General features: G+C 66.8%; 19 protein-coding genes. 10 read left to right on the top strand and 9 right to left on the bottom strand.

Annotated features, from left to right (window positions below; all coding sequences use genetic code 11):
• The first annotated feature begins 16 nt into the window (after positions 1-16).
• From V6N07_RS16645 to V6N07_RS16630, 4 genes are all read left to right on the top strand, one after another.
• Entirely contained in the window at positions 17-1,099 is a 1,083-nt protein-coding gene (locus tag V6N07_RS16645; protein WP_371157848.1) for an ABC transporter permease, read from the top strand.
• The gene (locus V6N07_RS16640; RefSeq protein ID WP_371157847.1) at positions 1,096-1,404 is read left to right on the top strand and encodes a hypothetical protein; all 309 of its coding nucleotides are present in this window, start codon (positions 1,096-1,098) and stop codon (positions 1,402-1,404) included. The genes V6N07_RS16645 and V6N07_RS16640 overlap by 4 nt, the downstream gene beginning before the upstream one ends.
• The gene (locus tag V6N07_RS16635) at positions 1,404-2,333 is read left to right on the top strand and encodes an ABC transporter permease (RefSeq protein WP_371157845.1); all 930 of its coding nucleotides are present in this window, start codon (positions 1,404-1,406) and stop codon (positions 2,331-2,333) included. Before V6N07_RS16640 ends, V6N07_RS16635 begins: the two co-directional genes overlap by 1 nt.
• A gap of 159 nt (positions 2,334-2,492) precedes the next feature.
• A complete protein-coding gene (locus V6N07_RS16630) occupies positions 2,493-3,584 on the top strand; it encodes a BMP family ABC transporter substrate-binding protein (RefSeq protein ID WP_371157843.1) in 1,092 nt (363 codons plus the stop codon).
• 71 nt (positions 3,585-3,655) lie between these two features.
• Here the strand turns inward: V6N07_RS16630 and V6N07_RS16625 are convergent, their stop codons facing one another.
• Complete coding sequence (locus V6N07_RS16625) at positions 3,656-4,036, bottom strand: VOC family protein (RefSeq protein ID WP_371157841.1); 381 nt, start codon at positions 4,034-4,036, stop codon at positions 3,656-3,658.
• A gap of 60 nt (positions 4,037-4,096) precedes the next feature.
• Positions 4,097-4,543: a rhodanese-like domain-containing protein gene (locus V6N07_RS16620; RefSeq protein WP_371157839.1), complete on the bottom strand. Its 447-nt coding sequence runs from the start codon at positions 4,541-4,543 to the stop codon at positions 4,097-4,099.
• A gap of 68 nt (positions 4,544-4,611) precedes the next feature.
• On the opposite strand from V6N07_RS16620, the gene ftrA reads away from it, so the two are divergent.
• Positions 4,612-5,613 (top strand): transcriptional regulator FtrA, encoded by a 1,002-nt coding sequence (ftrA, locus tag V6N07_RS16615; protein ID WP_371157837.1) that lies wholly within the window; start codon positions 4,612-4,614, stop codon positions 5,611-5,613.
• 15 nt (positions 5,614-5,628) lie between these two features.
• On the opposite strand, the gene V6N07_RS16610 is transcribed toward ftrA, so the two are convergent.
• Entirely contained in the window at positions 5,629-6,810 is a 1,182-nt protein-coding gene (locus V6N07_RS16610) for a phytanoyl-CoA dioxygenase family protein (RefSeq protein ID WP_371157835.1), read from the bottom strand.
• Positions 6,811-6,913: 103 nt separating this feature from the next.
• Here V6N07_RS16610 and V6N07_RS16605 point away from each other — a divergent pair, with 103 nt between their 5' ends.
• The 3 genes from V6N07_RS16605 to V6N07_RS16595 all read left to right on the top strand — a co-directional run bounded on the left by V6N07_RS16605 (position 6,914) and on the right by V6N07_RS16595 (position 9,668).
• Positions 6,914-7,846 (top strand): aldo/keto reductase, encoded by a 933-nt coding sequence (locus V6N07_RS16605; protein WP_371157833.1) that lies wholly within the window; start codon positions 6,914-6,916, stop codon positions 7,844-7,846.
• Between the two features lie 98 nt (positions 7,847-7,944).
• Positions 7,945-9,015: an NAD(P)/FAD-dependent oxidoreductase gene (locus tag V6N07_RS16600; RefSeq protein WP_371157831.1), complete on the top strand. Its 1,071-nt coding sequence runs from the start codon at positions 7,945-7,947 to the stop codon at positions 9,013-9,015.
• A gap of 50 nt (positions 9,016-9,065) precedes the next feature.
• The gene (locus V6N07_RS16595; RefSeq protein ID WP_371157829.1) at positions 9,066-9,668 is read left to right on the top strand and encodes a DUF938 domain-containing protein; all 603 of its coding nucleotides are present in this window, start codon (positions 9,066-9,068) and stop codon (positions 9,666-9,668) included.
• A gap of 15 nt (positions 9,669-9,683) precedes the next feature.
• Here the strand turns inward: V6N07_RS16595 and hisG are convergent, their stop codons facing one another.
• Genes hisG through V6N07_RS16580 form a run of 3 tightly spaced genes read right to left on the bottom strand, consistent with a single transcriptional unit; the run spans position 9,684 to position 13,080 of the window.
• Positions 9,684-10,367, bottom strand: coding sequence for an ATP phosphoribosyltransferase (gene hisG / locus V6N07_RS16590; protein ID WP_371157827.1), 684 nt, complete (start codon positions 10,365-10,367; stop codon positions 9,684-9,686).
• A complete protein-coding gene (locus V6N07_RS16585) occupies positions 10,364-11,455 on the bottom strand; it encodes an ATP phosphoribosyltransferase regulatory subunit (protein WP_371157821.1) in 1,092 nt (363 codons plus the stop codon). The genes hisG and V6N07_RS16585 overlap by 4 nt, the downstream gene beginning before the upstream one ends.
• On the bottom strand, positions 11,452-13,080 hold the full coding sequence (locus V6N07_RS16580) for a histidine--tRNA ligase (RefSeq protein ID WP_371157819.1): 1,629 nt from the start codon (positions 13,078-13,080) through the stop codon (positions 11,452-11,454). Before V6N07_RS16580 ends, V6N07_RS16585 begins: the two co-directional genes overlap by 4 nt.
• Before the next feature lie 79 nt (positions 13,081-13,159).
• Here V6N07_RS16580 and V6N07_RS16575 point away from each other — a divergent pair, with 79 nt between their 5' ends.
• Positions 13,160-13,354: a SlyX family protein gene (locus V6N07_RS16575; protein ID WP_371157817.1), complete on the top strand. Its 195-nt coding sequence runs from the start codon at positions 13,160-13,162 to the stop codon at positions 13,352-13,354.
• Positions 13,355-13,406: 52 nt separating this feature from the next.
• Here V6N07_RS16575 and denD read toward each other — a convergent pair whose 3' ends face one another.
• From denD to nth, 3 genes are all read right to left on the bottom strand, one after another.
• Positions 13,407-14,390: a D-erythronate dehydrogenase gene (denD, locus tag V6N07_RS16570; protein ID WP_371157815.1), complete on the bottom strand. Its 984-nt coding sequence runs from the start codon at positions 14,388-14,390 to the stop codon at positions 13,407-13,409.
• 80 nt (positions 14,391-14,470) lie between these two features.
• Positions 14,471-15,451 carry an adenosine kinase gene (locus V6N07_RS16565; protein WP_371157813.1) on the bottom strand — a complete coding sequence of 327 codons (981 nt, stop codon included), beginning with the start codon at positions 15,449-15,451 and terminating at the stop codon, positions 14,471-14,473.
• 118 nt (positions 15,452-15,569) lie between these two features.
• A complete protein-coding gene (nth, locus tag V6N07_RS16560; RefSeq protein WP_371157811.1) occupies positions 15,570-16,214 on the bottom strand; it encodes an endonuclease III in 645 nt (214 codons plus the stop codon).
• 212 nt (positions 16,215-16,426) lie between these two features.
• Here nth and V6N07_RS16555 point away from each other — a divergent pair, with 212 nt between their 5' ends.
• Complete coding sequence (locus V6N07_RS16555) at positions 16,427-17,275, top strand: methylated-DNA--[protein]-cysteine S-methyltransferase (protein WP_371157809.1); 849 nt, start codon at positions 16,427-16,429, stop codon at positions 17,273-17,275.
• The last annotated feature ends 116 nt before the right edge of the window (positions 17,276-17,391 follow it).

The raw sequence follows: 17,391 nt of genomic DNA, 5'->3' as shown, positions 1-17,391 counted from the left end.
TCAAGGGCCAGCCGTCGTGATCCGGTTGGAGCGTCGCCCGACGCCATCGCGTACCTGGGCCGCGGCCTCGCCCATTGTGGCCGTGGCCCTGACGATGGTTGCCGGGGGCCTGATGTTCGCGGCCCTTGGCAAGGATCCCTTCCTCGCCATCCGGACCATCTTCTGGGATCCCGTCTTCGGCGAGTTCGCGTGGTATTTCCGCGGACAATTGCTGGTCAAGGCAGGACCCCTGATCCTGATCGCGGTCGGGCTTGCCATGGGGTTTCGTGCGGGCATCTGGAACATCGGTGCCGAAGGACAATACATCATCGGTGCCCTGTGCGGTGCGGCGGCGGGCCTTGCATTCTATCCCAGCGAGTCGGTCCTGATCTTTCCGCTCATGATCCTGTGCGGCGCGCTCGGCGGATTTGCATGGGCCATGATCCCTGCGTTTCTGCGCATACGGTTCGGCACCAACGAGATCCTCGTGTCGCTGATGCTGGTCTACGTGGCCGAGAACGTCCTCGCCTCGGCGGCGGTGTCGTGGTTGCGCAACCCCGAGGCCGTCGGCTTTCCCGGGTCACGCAACCTTGCCCGCTGGGACGCGGCCGCCAACCCGGAGCTGATCGCGGGCACGGGGATGCACTGGGGCGTGGTGCTGGCCTTCATCGCCGTCATCGGCGCGCAGATCATGCTGGCACGGCACCTGATGGGGTTTCAGATCAAGCTGACCGGGTCGGCCCCCCGCGCCGCCGCCTTCGCCGGGGTTCGGCCCGCGCGGTTGGTGGTGTTCTGCCTCGGCATCGCCGGTGTCCTGGCGGGAATGGCAGGCCTGTTCGAGGTGACGGGACCGGCGGGCCAGATCAGCATCGATTTCGCGTCGGGCTATGGCTTTACCGCGATCATCGTGGCGTTCCTCGGGCGGTTGAACCCCGTGGGCATCCTCGCGGCGGGTCTGTTGATGGCGCTGACCTACGTAGGCGGCGACAACGCGGCCACGAACCTTGGCCTGCCCATCGCGGCGATCAGCGCGTTTCAGGGGATGCTGCTGTTCTTCCTGCTGGGCATCGATGTCTTTTCCAACTTCCGCCTTCGCATCGCCCAGGGGCAGCCAACATGACCGCCTTTGCACGACGCAGTGTCGTCTGTCTGGCCGGCGTTGCAATCGGCGGGGCCATGACGGCCGGCCTCTTGGCCCTTGCCGCGGCCTTCGGGGGCGGCGAGGTCATGCCCGACATCATCGCAATGGCGCTGGCCTATGTCGGTTTCCGCTATCTGACATCGGACGGCTTTCTTGCATGGATCGGCCGTAGCGGGATCGACGTGGCGCACCGCAGGCTGTGGCGCAACGCGGTGGCCGTTGGCCTGCTTGGTGCCGTGCTCGCCACGCTGCTTTTGCGCAACTCTGCCCATGGGGTGACCTGATGGACCTGTCCTCGATCTCACCCACCCTGCTGATCGCCTCCCTGATGGTCGCGGCCACCCCGATCCTGCTGGCCGCGCTGGGCGAGATGGTGGTCGAGAAATCCGGCGTCCTGAACCTCGGGGTCGAGGGGATGATGATCATGGGCGCGGCCTGCGGCTTCATCGCGGCAATCGAAACGGAGTCCCTCTGGCTGGGCTTTGGCGCGGCGATGGTGGCCGGGGCCGTGATGGCCCTTCTGTTCGGGTTCCTGACGCAGGTCCTGTTGTCCAACCAGGTTGCCACGGGCCTTGCGCTGACGTTGTTCGGCCTCGGCCTGTCGTCCCTGTTGGGACAGGGATACGTGGGCATCAAGGTCGACAGCCTGCAACGCATCGATCTCGGACCGCTGTCCGACATCCCGTTCTTCGGGCGTGTGCTGTTCGGCCATGACCCGATGGTCTACGTTTCCCTGGCCCTGGTGGGCGGGATATGGGCGTTCCTGCGATATTCGCGGGCCGGTCTGATCCTGCGCGCGGTGGGCGAAAGTCACGATGCCGCCCATGCGCTTGGCTACAATGTCCGGCGCGTGCGGTTGCTGGCGATCGCCTTTGGCGGCGCCTGCGCGGGGCTTGGCGGGGCGTATCTGTCCCTCGTGCGGGTGCCGCAGTGGACCGACGGCATGACGGCGGGCGCGGGGTGGATCGCGCTGGCCATCGTGGTCTTCGCGTCCTGGCGTGCGGAGCGGGTGCTGATCGGGGCCTACCTGTTCGGCGGTATCGCGGTTCTGCAGCTGAACCTGCAGACGGCCGGCGCGACGGTCCCGGTCGAGGTCCTGAGCGCGGCACCCTATCTGACGACGATCCTCGTGCTCGTTCTGATCTCGCGCCGTGGACGCAAGGGGGGCGATGCCCCGGCGGATCTGGCCAAACCGTTCCACGCCTCGGCCTGAGCGGGGCGCGGCCCCCGCGCGCTGCGCCACTGCCTTTTATTTGGGCGGTTGCGCGTCTCCTGTGCGGTGTGCCCCCCGTTTGACGCCTTGCAGGGCTTGTCACCGCCGCCCGCCTGTCAGAGTTTGCTGGCAACGATAACGATTCAACGGGAGACGAGAATGACACTCAAGGCACTTCTGGCCGGCGCGATCGCCCTTGGCCTCGGCAGCGCGGCTTTTGCCGATGGACATACACCCGTCAAGGCTGGCTTCGTCTACGTCGGCCCCATCGGCGACGGCGGCTGGACCTATCAGCACGATCAGGGCCGTCTCGCGCTGGAAGAGGAATTCGGCGATCAGGTCGAGACCGTCTACCAGGAAAACGTTCCCGAGGGCGCGGACGCGGAGCGGGTCATCACCCAGATGGTCCTTGGCGGCGCGGACATCATCTTCACCACCAGCTTCGGCTACATGGACCCGACCAACGCGGTCGCGGCCAAGTTCCCGGACGTGATGTTCGAACATGCCACCGGCTACAAGCGCGAGCACCCGAACGTCTCGACCTATGATGCGCGTTTCTACGAGGGCCGCGCGATCACCGGCACCATCGCCGGGCACATGACCGAGACGAACAAGATCGGATATATCGGGTCCTTCCCGATCCCCGAGGTCATTCAGGGCATCAACTCCAGCTATCTGCACGCCAAGAAGGTGAACCCCGACGTCGAGATGGTCGTGACCTGGGCCTATACCTGGTTCGACCCCGCCAAGGAGGCCGACGCCGCACGCGCCATGATCGACCAGGGCGTCGACGTCATCCTGCAGCACACCGATTCCACCGCGCCGCAGGCCGCAGCCCAGGAAGCCAACGCAAACGGGGGCCGCGTGTTCACCTTTGGTCAGGCATCCGACATGGCGGCGTTCAAGCCGAGCCCGCGCATCGCGTCGATCATCGACGAATGGTCGCCCTACTACATCAAGCGGGTCGGCGCCCTGATCGACGGCACCTATGAGCAGACCGCCTCCTGGGCCGGTATGCCCGAGGGCGAAGTCGTCATCGGCGAGATCACCGACGCCGTGCCCGCCGAGGTCAAGGCCGAGGCCGAGGCCATGATCGCCGCCATCACCGACGGCAGCTATCACCCGTTCACCGGCCCGATCAACAAGCAGGACGGCTCCGTCTGGCTGGCCGATGGTGAAGTCGCCTCGGACGGCGATCTGGCCAGCATGAACTTCTATGTCGAAGGCCTCACCGGCGACATCCCGAACTGATCGCGGACGACCATGCGAACGACGACGCCCGGCGGAACATCCCGCCGGGCGTTTTTCTTTGGCAAGGTGCCTCAGGCCATCGAGTTCAGGCCGAAGATATTGCCCTCCGTATCCTGGCACAGGCTGACCCAGCCGAATTCACCGATGGAGAACTTGGGCCGGATGACCACGCCGCCCGCCTGCGCGACGCGCGCCTCTTCGACGGCGGTGTCCTGCGAGGCGAAATAGATGACGGTGCCCCCCGGACCGGGGCGCCCGTGGGCGGCCTTGGTCAGGGCCCCGGCGGCGCCGTAGCTGTTCATGTCGGCGGGAAAGCTCATCATTTCGGATTCGCCCGTCGGATCCTCCATCGGTTCCAGCTTGCGGGCGAGGACGGCCTCGTAAAAGGCGGTGGCCCGCGCGATATCGTCGACGAACAGGTCGAACCAGACGATGGCGTTTGGCATGTTCATGGTCTTTTTCCTTTTGGTGCGGCGTCTTGCCCCGCAGGGGCGAAACGCGTTGGGGTATCTTCAGGCGAGGGCAGGTTGTTTCTGGGCGGGGGCAGCGGCGGCGCCTTCGACGAGGGCGAACCCTTCGTCGATCCAACCGGTGATGCCGCCGATCATCTCCTTCACCGGTAGGCCAAGGGTGGCGAGGCGCACGGCGGCCTTGTTGGCACCGTTGCAATGGGGGCCCGCGCAATAGACGACGAAAAGGGTGCCTTCGGGCCATGCGGCCATCCTGCGCGCGGTCATCTTGCCGTGCGGCAGGTGGATGGCTGTGGGCAGGTGGCCTTGGGCGTAGAGGTCCGCGGAGCGCACGTCGATCAGGACGAAGTCGTCGGCCCCGGCGCGCAGCGCGGCGTTGGTGTCCCAGCAATCCGTCTCGAACGTCAGGCGGGCGGCGAAATGGGCCAGCGCATCGGCGGGACGGGCGGCGGGGGTTGCGGCGACGGGGCTGGGGGTCGTGGCGGTCATCTTCAGGCTCCTTCAGCGATGTGATGATGCCATCTTGGCAAAACGCGCGGGATCGGCATACTGGCGGGATGGACAAAGACCGGTCAGATCCCGCCAATCACGCCGCCCCGCGCCCGCTGGCCTGCATCCTCGCCTATGACGGGCTGTGCATGTTCGAGTTCGGCATCGCGCTGGAGGTGTTCGCCCTGCCACGTCCGGAGTTCACGACATGGTATCGGCACCGCGTCGTCGCCGCCGAGGCCGGGCCGCTGCATGCCACCGGGGGGATCGCCGTTGCGGCGGATCATGACCTGGACGTGCTGCGCGAGGCCAGCCTGATCCTCGTGCCGGGGTGGCGCGGCATCGACACGCCCGTCCCGGAGGATCTGTGCGAGGTGCTGCGCGACGCCCACGCGCGCGGCGCCCGGATCGCGTCGATCTGTTCGGGCGTGTTCGTGTTGGCCGCCGCCGGCTTGCTGGACGGGGCCGAGGCGACGACCCACTGGCGCTATACCGACGCGTTGGCCGCGCGTTATCCGCAGGTCACGGTGCGGCCCGACGTCCTGTTCATCGACAACGGCGCGGTGCTGACCTCGGCGGGGTCGGCGGCGGGGATCGACCTGTGCCTGCACCTCGTGCGGCAGGATTTCGGGGCGGCCAAGGCCAACGTCGTGGCCAAGCGGCTGGTCATGGCGCCGATGCGCGAAGGCGGACAGGCACAGTTCATTCCAGCCCCCGTGCCGCCGCAGCGGGGCGGCCAGATTTCGCAATTGCTGGATATTGTGCGCGCAAACCTCGACCGGCAGTGGTCCATTGCGGAGATGGCGGACCATGCCGGACTGAGCGAGCGAACATTCCTGCGCCGCATGTCCGAGGTGACCGGCGAGACGCCGCAGAAGTGGCTGGCACGGCAACGCGTCGCCCTTGCCGCTGACCTGCTGGAGACGACGGACCTTGGACTTGACGACCTGTCGCAAACGGCCGGTTTCGCCAGTCAGGAGACATTCCGCAGGGCCTTTCGGTCGATTCGCGGCATTTCCCCGTCGCAACACCGCAAGGCATTCGGTGGGACGCTGCGACGCGCCGGATGATCCGGGCGTGGCCCGTCAATGCGATCGCTTGCGCCCGTCCTGAACGGCCAGCGCATCGGCAAAACGCGCCGCGTCCCAGCCTTCGTTCAACGCCTGTCGCATGATGTCCTGCTGACTGGGTGGGGCCATGCCGGACAGGGGCGAATCGATGTCGAGGTTTGCGGGGAACGGATAACCCTCGGCGGTGGCGGCGATGACGCTCGCGCTGTCCTGGGGGTCAAGCTGTCCCGCCTGAACCATCCGCAACAGCGTGGGATAGATCTGTCGCGACAGGCGCGACCGGTCCACGATCTCGATCGAACGCCCGTAGGCAGAGCCGATCTGCATCAGGTTGGCGAAGCGCTGCAGATCTTCGGACCGGTTGTCGCCAGCCGCGTGGAACGTGGCGGGGTTGAAGAACAGAAGATCTCCCTTTTCGAGCGGCAGCTGGACATGCGCCGCCTCGAAGTGGTCCCGAAACTCGGGTCGCAGCACCGCGAGGTATCCGGGCAGATAGCTCTGCGAATAGGGTAGCAGCTTGGTTGGCCCGGACGCGACTGGCATCGCGCTGTGCGCGACCGCGCCCTGTAATGTCAGTCGGGCAGAGACGGCATGCTGCGACGCGGGATAGCGGGCAAGATCCTCGGCCGTCTGGAACCCCATGTGATAGTCGCGATGGGCAACCTGGGCGCGGCCGCCCGGGCGCACGACATTGACCTGCGTGGTCATCTGCCATGCGGGGCCGAGCCACGCTTCGGCCAGCGCGCCGATGATCGGGTTGGCGTTGTAGCGCACGAACAGTTCCGGCGCGGCCATGGCCAGCTTTTCATGCGCGTTCCACAACCGGCTGTTGGCGCCGGCACCTGCAAAATGATCGCCCGTGCCGCCTCCGGTCGCTTCCTCCTGCGCGATGACCTGCGACAGGATGTCGGTGACCGCGTCGATCAGGCCCGTATCCGCGAAACCCCGACGCACCGCGACGATCCCCGGTCCGGTCGCGAAACAGCGGTTCCATTCCGCCATCAGCGCGCGCGGTGCGTGGGTCAGCGCCCCGCGCACCCGGTCGCCGTCGTAGACGGGGATGTTGCGGATGATCTCGTCGGCTTCGGGGTAATCGGCCGCCCGTGTCTGTCGGTCGAGATGCGCCTTGAACGCCTCCAGGTTGCAGGATTCCTCCGACAGCCAGACAGGCTCGGCCTGTTCCTCATGATCCCGCATCGTGACCTCCCAATCCCGGCGTAATCCGATCTGATCCAATTGGCGGGCGGCGCGTCAAGCGAATTGCTTGCGCGGCGCGGCCAGCGCCCGCTAGGCTGCGGGCATGACCGACATCACCAGCCTGGATGGCACCCCGCTTTCACCCCTGTGTTTCGGCACGATGCAGTTCGGCGGGACGGCTGACGCCGCGGCCAGCCACGCGATGTATGATGCGTGCCGCGCGCAGGGTGTCACCTTCTTCGATACCGCGCATGTCTACACCGACGGCGCGTCCGAAACCCTGCTGGGCGCCTGCATCGCGTCCGAGCGCGAAAAGGTCATCGTCGCCACCAAGGCTGCCTACACGGGCGGGGCCTCTCGGGATGTCATCCTGAGCAGCATGGATGACAGTCGCAGACGCATGCAGGTCGATGTCGTCGACATCCTCTACATGCACCGTTGGGATGGTGAGACCCCGTTGGAGGAAACCTTCGAGACGCTGGCCGGGTTGCGCGAGGCGGGAACGATCCGCCATGTGGCGGTGTCGAATTACGCCGCGTGGCAGGTGATGAAGGCGCAGGCCGTCGCCGCCCGGTTCGATCTGAAGATCGAGATGATGCAGCCGATGTATTCCCTCGTGAAACGCCAGGCCGAGGTGGAGATCTTGCCGATGGCAATGGATCAGGATATCGCCGTCGTGCCCTATTCCCCGCTTGGGGGCGGGTTGCTGACCGGCAAATACGCCACCGGTGGGTCCGGCCGGTTGACGACCGATGACCGGTACGCCGCAAGATACGGTCCGGAATGGATGCATGCGGCGGCGGCGGCCCTGTCCGATCTTGCGTCGGATGCGGGGATGGCACCGGCGACCCTTGCGGTGGCCTGGGCCATGCGCCACCCCGGTGTCACGGCGCCGATCATCAGCGCGCGGTCGACCGAGCAACTCGCGCCATCCCTCGCGGCGCTCGACGTCACGCTGGATGATGATCTCTATGCCCGCATTGCGGCGCTGACGCCGACACCCGCGCCCGCCACCGACAGGTTGGAGGAGGCCTGAGCGATTTTTCGCCAGCCAGGGGGTATCCCTTCGCCGCAAATGCATGTTTTCCATCATCGGTTGGGACGAATCCCTCGCGCCATGTATGAGTCGAAGCCATGGATACGGATTTTCTGGTTATTGGCGGCGGCATCGCCGGTGTTTCGACGGGCGCGGCCCTTGCGTCGCTTGGCCACGTCACCCTGTGGGAGGCAGAGGCCAACCTCGGGATGCATACATCGGGCCGGTCCGCCGCCCTGTTCGACGAAGCCTATGGCCTTGCGCCTGTCATGGCGCTCAACCGCGCCTCGAGGGCGGAGCATGAGGCCCATGGCGACCTGTCCCCGCGCGGCCTGATGCTGCTTGGCATGGCCGGGCAGGATGCGGCTTTCGACAAGGATCACCGGGCGATGTGCCTGACCGCGATGTCGCTGGACGAAGCGCGCGCCATGGTTCCACCGCTGTCGAAGGCAATCACGCGGGCGGCCTATCATCCCGGTGCCTTCGATCTGGACACCGACGCGATGCAGCAGCGTGCCGTCCGCCGCATCCGCGCCGCCGGTGGAACGGTCGATGTCGGGCGCCCCGTGACGCGGATCGTGCAGGACGGCGATGGTTGGCGGATCAGGTCGGGCGAGATCTCCGTGACCGCGCGCATGGTGTTCAACGCGGCGGGCGCCTGGGCCGATCAGGTTGCCCTGCTGGCCGGGATCGCACCGCTTGGCCTGACGCCGCTGCGCCGGTCCGTCGCCCGTATCGCGGCCCCCGCGGGACAGGACGTGCGCGACTGGCCCATGATGCTGGGCGCCGGCGAAAGCTGGTATGCCAAGCCGGACGCCGGTGCCCTGATCGTGTCACCCGCCGATGAGGAGCCCTGCGCCCCGATGGATGCCTACCCCGAGGATCTGGCGCTGGCAGAAGGGCTCGACCGCTATGCCACCGCATTGGACGTGGATTTGACGCGGCCGCTGTCGTCCTGGGCAGGGTTGCGGACATTCACGCCGGACCGCTGCCTGGCGCTCGGCCCGTCGGAGAATGCGGGCTTCTGGTGGGTGGCGGGGCAGGGGGGCTACGGGTTTCAGACGGCCCCCGCGGCATCGCGCCTCGTGGCTGATCGCGTTGCGGGGCGGGCATCGGAACTTGATACGGCGACCCTGGCGGCGACGGACCCCGCGCGGTTCCTCGCATGAGGAAGCTGTCCCTTCCCGACAGCGCGACTGCCGCGGATGACGACGGATTGATGTCTGCCCCGTCCGCGGCGCGCAACCTTGGTCCGATCCTCGATGTTCTGTTGCCGCGCCTGCCGCGTCGGGGCGATGTGCTGGAGCTGGCCTCCGGCACGGGCCAGCATATCGCGGCACTTGCCGCACACCGGCCGGACCTGACCTTCTACCCGACGGAGCCTGACCCCATGCGCCGCATCGCGATCGATGCCCGCTGCAAGGGGCTGCCCAACGTCGCCCCCGCCGGTGATCTCGATGCGTGTCAGCGCGGCTGGGCACAGGCGGAGGCAGCGGATGCCATCGTCGTCGTCAACCTGTTGCACCTGATTTCCGACGCCGAAATGTCGATCCTGCTGGACGAGGCGGCGCGCGCCCTCGGACCGGGGTGCGTCCTGTCGCTGTACGGGCCGTTCCTGCGCGATGGGGCCTACGCCAGCGACGGGGACAGAACCTTTGACGAAAGCCTGCGCGCGCAGGATCCGGGCATAGGCTACAAGGACGTCGAGGTTCTGCGCACCGTTCTGACGGTGCTCGATTTCTCGCTGGAGGTGGTGGACATGCCGGCCAACAACCTGACGATCCTTGCCCGCAAGGGGCCCGATCCGCGCGCGATCCTGTGAAAGGCGGCCGCGCCCTCAGGTCAGGCGCGGCAACAGGTCGTCCAGCACGGCGCGGGCGTCGTCTGTCCAACGCGCCTTGCGGGCCCGGAACAGGGATGCCTGACTGGCGTGGATCAACCCGTCCTCCAGAACCTTGAGGTGATTGGCGCGCAGCGTTTCCCCCGTCGAGGTGATGTCCGCGATGGCCTCGGCCGTGCCGTTCTTGACGGTGCCCTCGGTCGCGCCCTGACTGTCGATCAGCTGGTAATCCGCGATCCCGTGTTCGCGCAGGAACTCCCGCACGAGGCGGTGATACTTGGTGGCGATCCGCAGGCGGTGACCATGGGCCGCACGGAACTGTGCTGCGACCGCATCCAGATCGTCCAGCGTTTCCACGTCCACCCAGACCTTGGGCACCGCAAGGACCAGATCGGCATGGCCAAACCCCATGGGGGCCAGCGTTTCGACCTGGGTATCCCAGGCCGTCAGGGTTTCGCGCACGAGGTCGCTGCCCGTGACGCCAAGGTGGATGCGTCCGGCGGCCAGTTCGCGTGGAATCTCCGAAGCGGACAAAAGCACCAGCTGCACATCCGCGCCCTCAACCTGGCCGGCGTATTCGCGATCCGACCCGGTGCGCGACAGGGTCAGGCCGCGCTGGCCGAACCACTGGAACGTCTTGTCCATCAACCGCCCCTTTGACGGCACACCGAGGGTAATCATGACGGATCCTCCAACAGGCCCGGACGGATCACCCCGCCCACCGCCGGGATCGACCGCCCCGCGCCCAGAACCGCCGTCAGGGCATCGTACCGGCCACCGGTGGCAAGCGGGGGCTGTCCGGGGCGTCCGCGCGCCGAAAGGGTGAAGACGAAGCCATCGTAGTATTCCATCGCCGTCCGGCCGCGTGCGGGCGCGAAGGCCAGCGTTTCGGGGGCCAGACCACGCCGGGCCATCGCCTCGGCGCGGGCCTCCAACCTGTCGGCAGCCGGACCAAGGGCCGGCAGGTCGACGGCCATGTCGCGCAGGGGCGACAGGGCCTCGGTCATGGTGCCATTCAACGTCAGGATGGCGTCGATGACGTCGGCTTCGGCCTTGGAGATGTCCTGAACCTCGGTATCGTCGATCAGGGCAGACAGGCGGGCCGCGATCTCTGCCGTGTCGCGCAGGCCCACGGCGGTTCCGGCGGACGCGATGACCGCCTCCGGTCCTTCGGACGCGACGAGTTGCAGCAGCGCGCTGCGCTTGGCCGGGGGTGTTGCCGCGCCGGTGAAGCGGTTCATCAGGCGACGAAAGCGGACCGGCCGCCAGATATGACGCCGCAGGGCGGCGCGGCGGCGGGCGCTCGTGGTCAGGCCCTCGACGGCCGCGATCAGGATGCCAAGATCACCCGACGCCGCGATCGGCGCCCACGGGGCAAGGACTTCCGACATAAGGGCGAAGACCTCTGCATCCGCATCGGCGGGATTGTCGCGGGCAAAGACCTCGTAGCCGACCTGCAGGTATTCGCGCGCGCGGGTCGGATCATCTTCCTGCCTGCGGAACACCTCTCCGGCATAGCAGTAGCGGGCGGGTTCGGCACCGCCATCCATATGGGCCTGAACCACGGGCACCGTGAAATCCGGGCGCAGCATCATCTCGCCCGCGCCGGGGTCGGTCGTGGTGAATGCGCGGGCCCTGATGTCCTCGCCATAGAGGTCCAGCAAGGTGCCCGCGGGTTGCAGGATCGCCGCCTCGACGGGCTGTGCCCCCTTGGCCTGCAACTGGGCCAGAAGGTCGGTGGCGCGGGCGCGGTCGGCTGCGGTAATCACGACAGAAGGTCCCGCAGGAACGGGACGAGATCGGCCAGCGGCACCTCGGTCTGGGAGGGGTTCTCCTTCCACTCCTCGACCGTGGCGTCCTGCGCCAGTTTTGCCCCCAGCACGAGGTCCTTGACCTGTACCACGCCGCGCTGTGCCTCGTCCGTCCCCTGGATGATCGCCACCGGAGAGTTCCGCTTGTCCGCGTATTTCAGCTGATTGCCGAAATTCTTCGGATTGCCCAGATAGACCTCTGCCCGGATGCCCGCCTGTCGCAGGGTGCCGACGATGGATTGGTAATCGGCCATCCGGTCGCGGTCCATCACGGTGACGATGACGGGGCCTTGTGTATCGGTGTCGATACGGCCCTTGGCGTGCAGGGCGGCCAACAGGCGGTCCACCCCGATGGAGACGCCGGTGGCCGGCACGGCCTGACCCGTGAACCGCGTCACGAGGTCATCGTAACGCCCGCCGCCCGCGACGGATCCGAACTGCCGCGGACGGCCCTTTTCGTCCTTGATCTCGAACGTCAGCTCCGCCTCGTAGACGGGGCCGGTATAGTAGCCGAGGCCGCGCACGACCGAAGGGTCGATGACGATGCGGTCTGCGTGGTAGCCTTGGGCATCTAGAAGGTCGGCTATTTGGCCTAGTTCCCTTCGGCCCTGTTTCCCTACTTCGGACTCTCTAACAAGCTCGCCTAGATAAGATATCGTGAGGATGTTCCTCATTCGGCTTGGGGCGACGCCTTGTTTGCTAGCTTTCTCGACTACTCTATCAGCTTCGGCCTTGAACCGAGCAAGCATGTCATTGTTCGAGGTAGAAGCAGACTCAAGGGTTTCGCTAGTGGCTTCAGAAAGCTGAGCGATTCGCTTCGTGATCTCATCGTTGGCTGTCACAAACCTAATTATGACGTCAGCCTGCGCCTCGCTCAGCTCCGCCCCCTTCGTGAAATCGCCGCTCTCATCTTTGCGACCTTCACCTAGCAGCGCGCGAACACCTTCGACTCCCAGCCGGTCCAGCTTGTCGATGGCGCGCAGCACGATGCCGCGTTCGACGTCCTTGTCGTCGCCGGCCAGACCCGCGACCTCCATGACGCCGTTCAGGACCTTCCGGTTGTTCACCCGGATCACATAATCGCCCCGCTCGATGCCCACGGCCTCCAGCGTATCGGCCAGCATCGCGCAGATCTCCGCGTCCGCCGCCACGCTCGCCGAGCCGACGGTGTCCGCGTCACATTGATAGAACTGCCGGAACCGCCCCGGTCCCGGCTTTTCGTTGCGCCAGACGGGGCCCATGGCATAGCGGCGATAGGGCGTCGGCAGGGTCTGCCGGTTTTCGGCGTAGACGCGCGCAAGCGGCGCCGTCAGGTCATAGCGCAGGGCCAGCCAGTCGGCGTCCTCGTCTTCCTGCCAGGCAAAGACACCCTCGTTCGGGCGGTCCACGTCGGGCAGGAACTTGCCAAGCGCCTCGACCGTTTCCACGGCGGAGGATTCGAGCGCCTCGAACCCGTAAAGATGATAGACGCCCGCGATGGCATCCAGCATGGCCTTGCGCCGAGTTACCTCAGCGCCGAAATAGTCGCGAAAGCCCTTGGGCGGCTGTGCCTTGGGGCGGCGGGGTTTCTGGGTCTTGGCCATGGAACACTCCTGCGGTCGCGCCGTGCAATAAGCCCCGCGTCCGCGCCCCGCAACCATAGGATCGCCGAAAGGAACCGCCATGCAGGAACTCGAAGAACGTATCGCCCATCTGACCCGCACGGTCGAGGATCTGTCCGACGTCGTCGCGAGGCAGGCCACGGAGGTCGAAACCCTCAACCGCCGCGTTGCCATGCTGATGCGGCGCGCCGCCGAAGCCGAGGCAGACAGCGGCGGGTCCGTCGCCCTGGCGGATCAGCGCCCGCCCCACTGGTAAAACCGCGCGGCGGCGAACCGCCGCGCATTCGTGTCGATGATGCGGGCGTTGCCTAGGCCTCGGCGACGGGGATGCGGCCGTCCAGCTCATCCTCGATATGCGCGCGGATGATGGTGTCCATGTCCGGCTCCGCCGTAAAGCCGAGCGCCCGCGCGCGGGCCGGGTCGAAGGCCTGTGGCCATCCGTCCACGATGGCTTGCACGGTCGCGTCTTCGGTTCGGTCGATCAGCTGCGTCGCCGCCGGGCCGGCAACCCGTTCCAGCGCCGCGATCTCCTCTGCGACGGTGGCGTCGACGCCCGGCAGGTTCAGGGCACGATCCTGCCCAAGGGGTGCGAGGTCGAGTTCCGCCGCCTGCACCAGAAAGCCGACCGCCGCACGGGGCGACGCAAACCAGTGGCGCGTGGTGTCGGGAACCGGCAGGGTCGCCCGCTGTCCGATCAGGGGTTCACGCAGGATCGAGGAATAGAACCCGGAGGCCGCCGCATTGGGCTTGCCCGGCCGGATGCAGATCGTCGGCAGACGCAGGGAAATACCGTTCAGGATGCCCTTTCGCGACAGGTCGTTGATCAGAAGCTCTCCCATCAGCTTCTGGGTGCCGTAGCTGGTCAGTGGCTTGGGCTGCACCGTATCGTCGATCACATCCGGCAAGGGCGCGCCGAAGACCGCGATGGACGAGGTGAAGACGAACCGCGGGCAATAATCGGCCTGCGCCGCGACCGCATCGCAAAGCGCGATCGTGCCTTGCAGGTTGACCGCATAGCCCTTGGCGGTGTTCGCCTCCGCCTCGCCGGATACGATCGCGGCAAGATGGAAGATCACGTCCGGCCGCGCCTCGATCAGCGCCGGAGCCGCCGCCGGGTCCGACAGGTCGGCGGCCAGCGCCGCGCCGGGGATACCGTCGGGCAGGACGGGGGCGACGACGTCGACCAGCGTCAGGCTGTCGATCGGTCTGCCCTGCAGGGTGCCCTGCGCCACCAGTGCCGCCGTCAGCTTGCGCCCGATCATGCCGGCCGCGCCCGTGATAAGGATATGCATGTTCTTTCCCCCCTTTGTACGCATTCATTAGCGAAGGCAGGCCCGTCCGCCAGCCCCCGTGTCATCGGCACGTTTGCCCGTCAGAGCAGGCCTTCGGCGCGGAACATTCCGGCGATGTCGGCTTCGGGGCGGGGGCCGATATGGCCGATCACCTCGCGCGCGCAAACCACGCCCATGCGGGCCGCGACCTCCAGTTCGCGCCCCGAGGCCAGCCCGTAGAGGAAGCCTGCCGCGAACTGATCCCCGGCGCCGGTGGCATCGACCACGGGGATCGGCGTGACCGGAGCCTCGACCAGCGTGTCCCCCGACCGGACCCAGACGGAGTCGCCGGACCGGGTGCAGGCCACGACCTCGCAAACCTCGGAGGCAAGGCCGATTGCGCGCTCCAGATCGTCGGTCTCGTAGAGGGTCATCCATTCGGCGGCGTTGCCGATGGCGATGTCCATATCCTCGCGGATCAGACGCTGAAAATCGGCGCGGTGGCGGTCGGCGCAGAACGGGTCGGAAATGGTGATGGCGGACCGGCCGCCCGCGGCTTTCATCTTGCTTGCGGCTTCGGAAAAGGCGGTCTTCCCGGCGTCCTTGTCGAAAAGGTAGCCTTCGAGGAACAGAAGGCCCCCCCCGTCGAAGACGTCCGGCACATCCGCCGAGGACAGGTTGGCCGAGGTGCCGAGGTAGGTATTCATCGAGCGTTCCCCGTCCGGCGTCACGAAGATCATCGACCGCGACGTGGGCAGGTTCGTGGCACTGGGCGGATTCGGGAAATCCGTCCCGGAGGAAGTCAGCGCATCTGCGTAGAAACGGCCGAGGCCATCGTCCTTGACCCGTCCGATGAACGCGGTCGAAAGACCCAAGGCGCCGATGCCGGCCAGCGTGTTGGCGACCGATCCACCGGGGGCCTGCACCCTGTCCTGCATGGCGCCGTAGAGGATTTCCGCGCGCTCCCGCTCGATCAGCTGCATGATGCCCTTCTCGATCCCCATCTGGTCGAGGAAGCTGTCGTCCGCGTGGGAGATGACATCCACCACGGCATTGCCGATGCCGATTACGTCGTAGGTCATGGTCAGTGCTTTCTTAGCTGTCGGCCCGCCTCTGGCGGACCGATCCGCCGGGGGGCCAGCCCCCCGGACCCCCCGAGGTATCTCCGGCCAGAGGAAGGGGCGGATCGTTGCGTTGCAATCAGGTTGTTTTTTCGTCGAATTGGCAGAGGTCCGCAATCAGGCAGGCCCCGCATTTCGGTTTGCGCGCCACGCAGATGTAGCGTCCGTGCAGGATCAGCCAGTGATGGGCGTGGCGCTGATATTCGGCGGGGACGTTGTCCTCGATCGCGCGTTCGACCGCATCGACGTCCTTGCCGGGGGCGATCCCGGCGCGATTGCCGACGCGGAAGATATGGGTATCCACCGCCTGTGCGGGATGGCCCCACCACATGTTGAGGACGACGTTCGCCGTCTTGCGTCCGACGCCGGGCAACCGTTGCAGGGCCGCGCGGCTGCTGGGCACTTCTCCGCCGTAGTCGTCGACCAGCATCTGGCTGAGCTTGATGACGTTCTTCGCCTTGTTGCGATACAGCCCGATGGTGCGGATGTGTTCGGTCACCGCCTCCAACCCGAGATCCAGCATCTTTTGCGGGGTGTCCGCCACGGCGAACAGGCCGCGCGTGGCCTTGTTGACGCCCGCGTCGGTTGCCTGCGCGGACAAGGCGACGGCCACGACGAGGGTATAGGCGTTGACGTGGTCCAATTCTCCCTTCGGCTCGGGCTCGGCGGCTTCGAACCGGGCGAAAATCTCGCGCATGGCGGGGTAGGGGAGTTGCTTGGCCATGGTCTCTTGTGACCCGAGGGGCAGGGGGCGGCAAGGGGCCGATTGCCTTTCGCCAAGGGGGGGCATTGCGGCAGGCGGCTGCGGGAACCGCAAGAAGCGGGTCGCAGGGTGCGGTTGCGAAGCCTATCGTCAGGATCAGCGGTGCGGGCAGGGCCGGAGCAGGGCGCGACATGCTGGCGCCGGTCACCCGCCGACGACAGAAGGACGAGACCATGACGACCGGGCGAGGCGACCTTGCGACCACCTACCACTACGCCACCATGCGGCGGGCCATCGACCTGATCGATGCCCATGCCGGTGCGCCCCCCTCGCTGGAGGCCTTGGCAGCGGAAATGAACATGTCGCCCGCCCATTTCCAGCGCGTCTTCAGCGCTTGGGCCGGGGTCAGTCCCAAGCGGTTTCAGCAATACCTTGCGCTGGGCCATGCCAAGGCGCTGCTGAAGGCGCGGTTCAGTGTGATGGAAACCGCGGCGGGCGCCGGGTTGTCGGGGACCGGGCGTCTGCATGACCTGTTCCTGCGGTGGGAGGCGATGTCTCCGGGGGAATACGCCCGGGGAGGCGTGGGCCTGACCATCCGCTACGGGTGGGCAGACAGCCCGTTTGGAGACATCCTCGTGATGGCGACCGATCGGGGGATCTGTGGCTTGGCCTTTGCCGCGGAGACGGGGCGCGCCGCTGCAATGGCGGACATGCGGGGCCGCTGGCCATCGGCGACATACGAACAGGACGACAGCGTCGCCTTGGCCGCCGCCAACCTGTTTCGCGGCACGGGCGAGGCCCGCCTGCACCTGATCGGGGCGCCCTTCCAGATCAAGGTCTGGGAGGCGTTGATGACCATCCCGTCGGGTCATGTCACGACCTATTCGCAGATCGCCTCGCATATCGGCAATCCACGAGCCGTGCGCGCCGTGGGCACCGCCGTCGGTCGCAATCCGGTCAGCTGGCTGATCCCCTGCCACCGGGCCCTGCGCAAGTCCGGGGGGCTGGGGGGATATCACTGGGGGCTGCCGGTCAAACGCGCCATGCTGGCCTGGGAAAGCAGCCGCGCCGACGCGGGCTGATCCACGGGGTCCGAACCGACTGCTATCGCATAGCAGGTCGCCAATATTGCCTAACCATCGCCCTGCCGTCATTCGTGCCGACAGACACACCGCGCATCTTTTCGCCGTCCCGCACC

Origin of the sequence: Jannaschia sp. 2305UL9-9 (assembly GCF_041403465.1) — a bacterium.
Classification (GTDB): Bacteria; Pseudomonadota; Alphaproteobacteria; order Rhodobacterales; family Rhodobacteraceae; genus Jannaschia.
This window is presented reverse-complemented; position numbering and strand designations above follow the sequence as displayed.

Coding starts and splice junctions, on each gene's coding strand:
- V6N07_RS16595 (WP_371157829.1), top strand. CDS start 9,066: ATGTCTGCCCCGTCCGCGGCGCGCAACCTTGGTCCGATCCTCGATGTT.
- V6N07_RS16605 (WP_371157833.1), top strand. CDS start 6,914: ATGACCGACATCACCAGCCTGGATGGCACCCCGCTTTCACCCCTGTGT.
- V6N07_RS16635 (WP_371157845.1), top strand. CDS start 1,404: ATGGACCTGTCCTCGATCTCACCCACCCTGCTGATCGCCTCCCTGATG.
- V6N07_RS16640 (WP_371157847.1), top strand. CDS start 1,096: ATGACCGCCTTTGCACGACGCAGTGTCGTCTGTCTGGCCGGCGTTGCA.
- denD (WP_371157815.1), bottom strand. CDS start 14,390: ATGCATATCCTTATCACGGGCGCGGCCGGCATGATCGGGCGCAAGCTG.
- V6N07_RS16620 (WP_371157839.1), bottom strand. CDS start 4,543: ATGACCGCCACGACCCCCAGCCCCGTCGCCGCAACCCCCGCCGCCCGT.
- V6N07_RS16565 (WP_371157813.1), bottom strand. CDS start 15,451: ATGACCTACGACGTAATCGGCATCGGCAATGCCGTGGTGGATGTCATC.
- V6N07_RS16580 (WP_371157819.1), bottom strand. CDS start 13,080: ATGGCCAAGACCCAGAAACCCCGCCGCCCCAAGGCACAGCCGCCCAAG.
- V6N07_RS16630 (WP_371157843.1), top strand. CDS start 2,493: ATGACACTCAAGGCACTTCTGGCCGGCGCGATCGCCCTTGGCCTCGGC.
- V6N07_RS16610 (WP_371157835.1), bottom strand. CDS start 6,810: ATGCGGGATCATGAGGAACAGGCCGAGCCTGTCTGGCTGTCGGAGGAA.
- V6N07_RS16575 (WP_371157817.1), top strand. CDS start 13,160: ATGCAGGAACTCGAAGAACGTATCGCCCATCTGACCCGCACGGTCGAG.
- V6N07_RS16600 (WP_371157831.1), top strand. CDS start 7,945: ATGGATACGGATTTTCTGGTTATTGGCGGCGGCATCGCCGGTGTTTCG.
- nth (WP_371157811.1), bottom strand. CDS start 16,214: ATGGCCAAGCAACTCCCCTACCCCGCCATGCGCGAGATTTTCGCCCGG.
- V6N07_RS16625 (WP_371157841.1), bottom strand. CDS start 4,036: ATGAACATGCCAAACGCCATCGTCTGGTTCGACCTGTTCGTCGACGAT.
- hisG (WP_371157827.1), bottom strand. CDS start 10,367: ATGATTACCCTCGGTGTGCCGTCAAAGGGGCGGTTGATGGACAAGACG.
- ftrA (WP_371157837.1), top strand. CDS start 4,612: ATGGACAAAGACCGGTCAGATCCCGCCAATCACGCCGCCCCGCGCCCG.
- V6N07_RS16555 (WP_371157809.1), top strand. CDS start 16,427: ATGACGACCGGGCGAGGCGACCTTGCGACCACCTACCACTACGCCACC.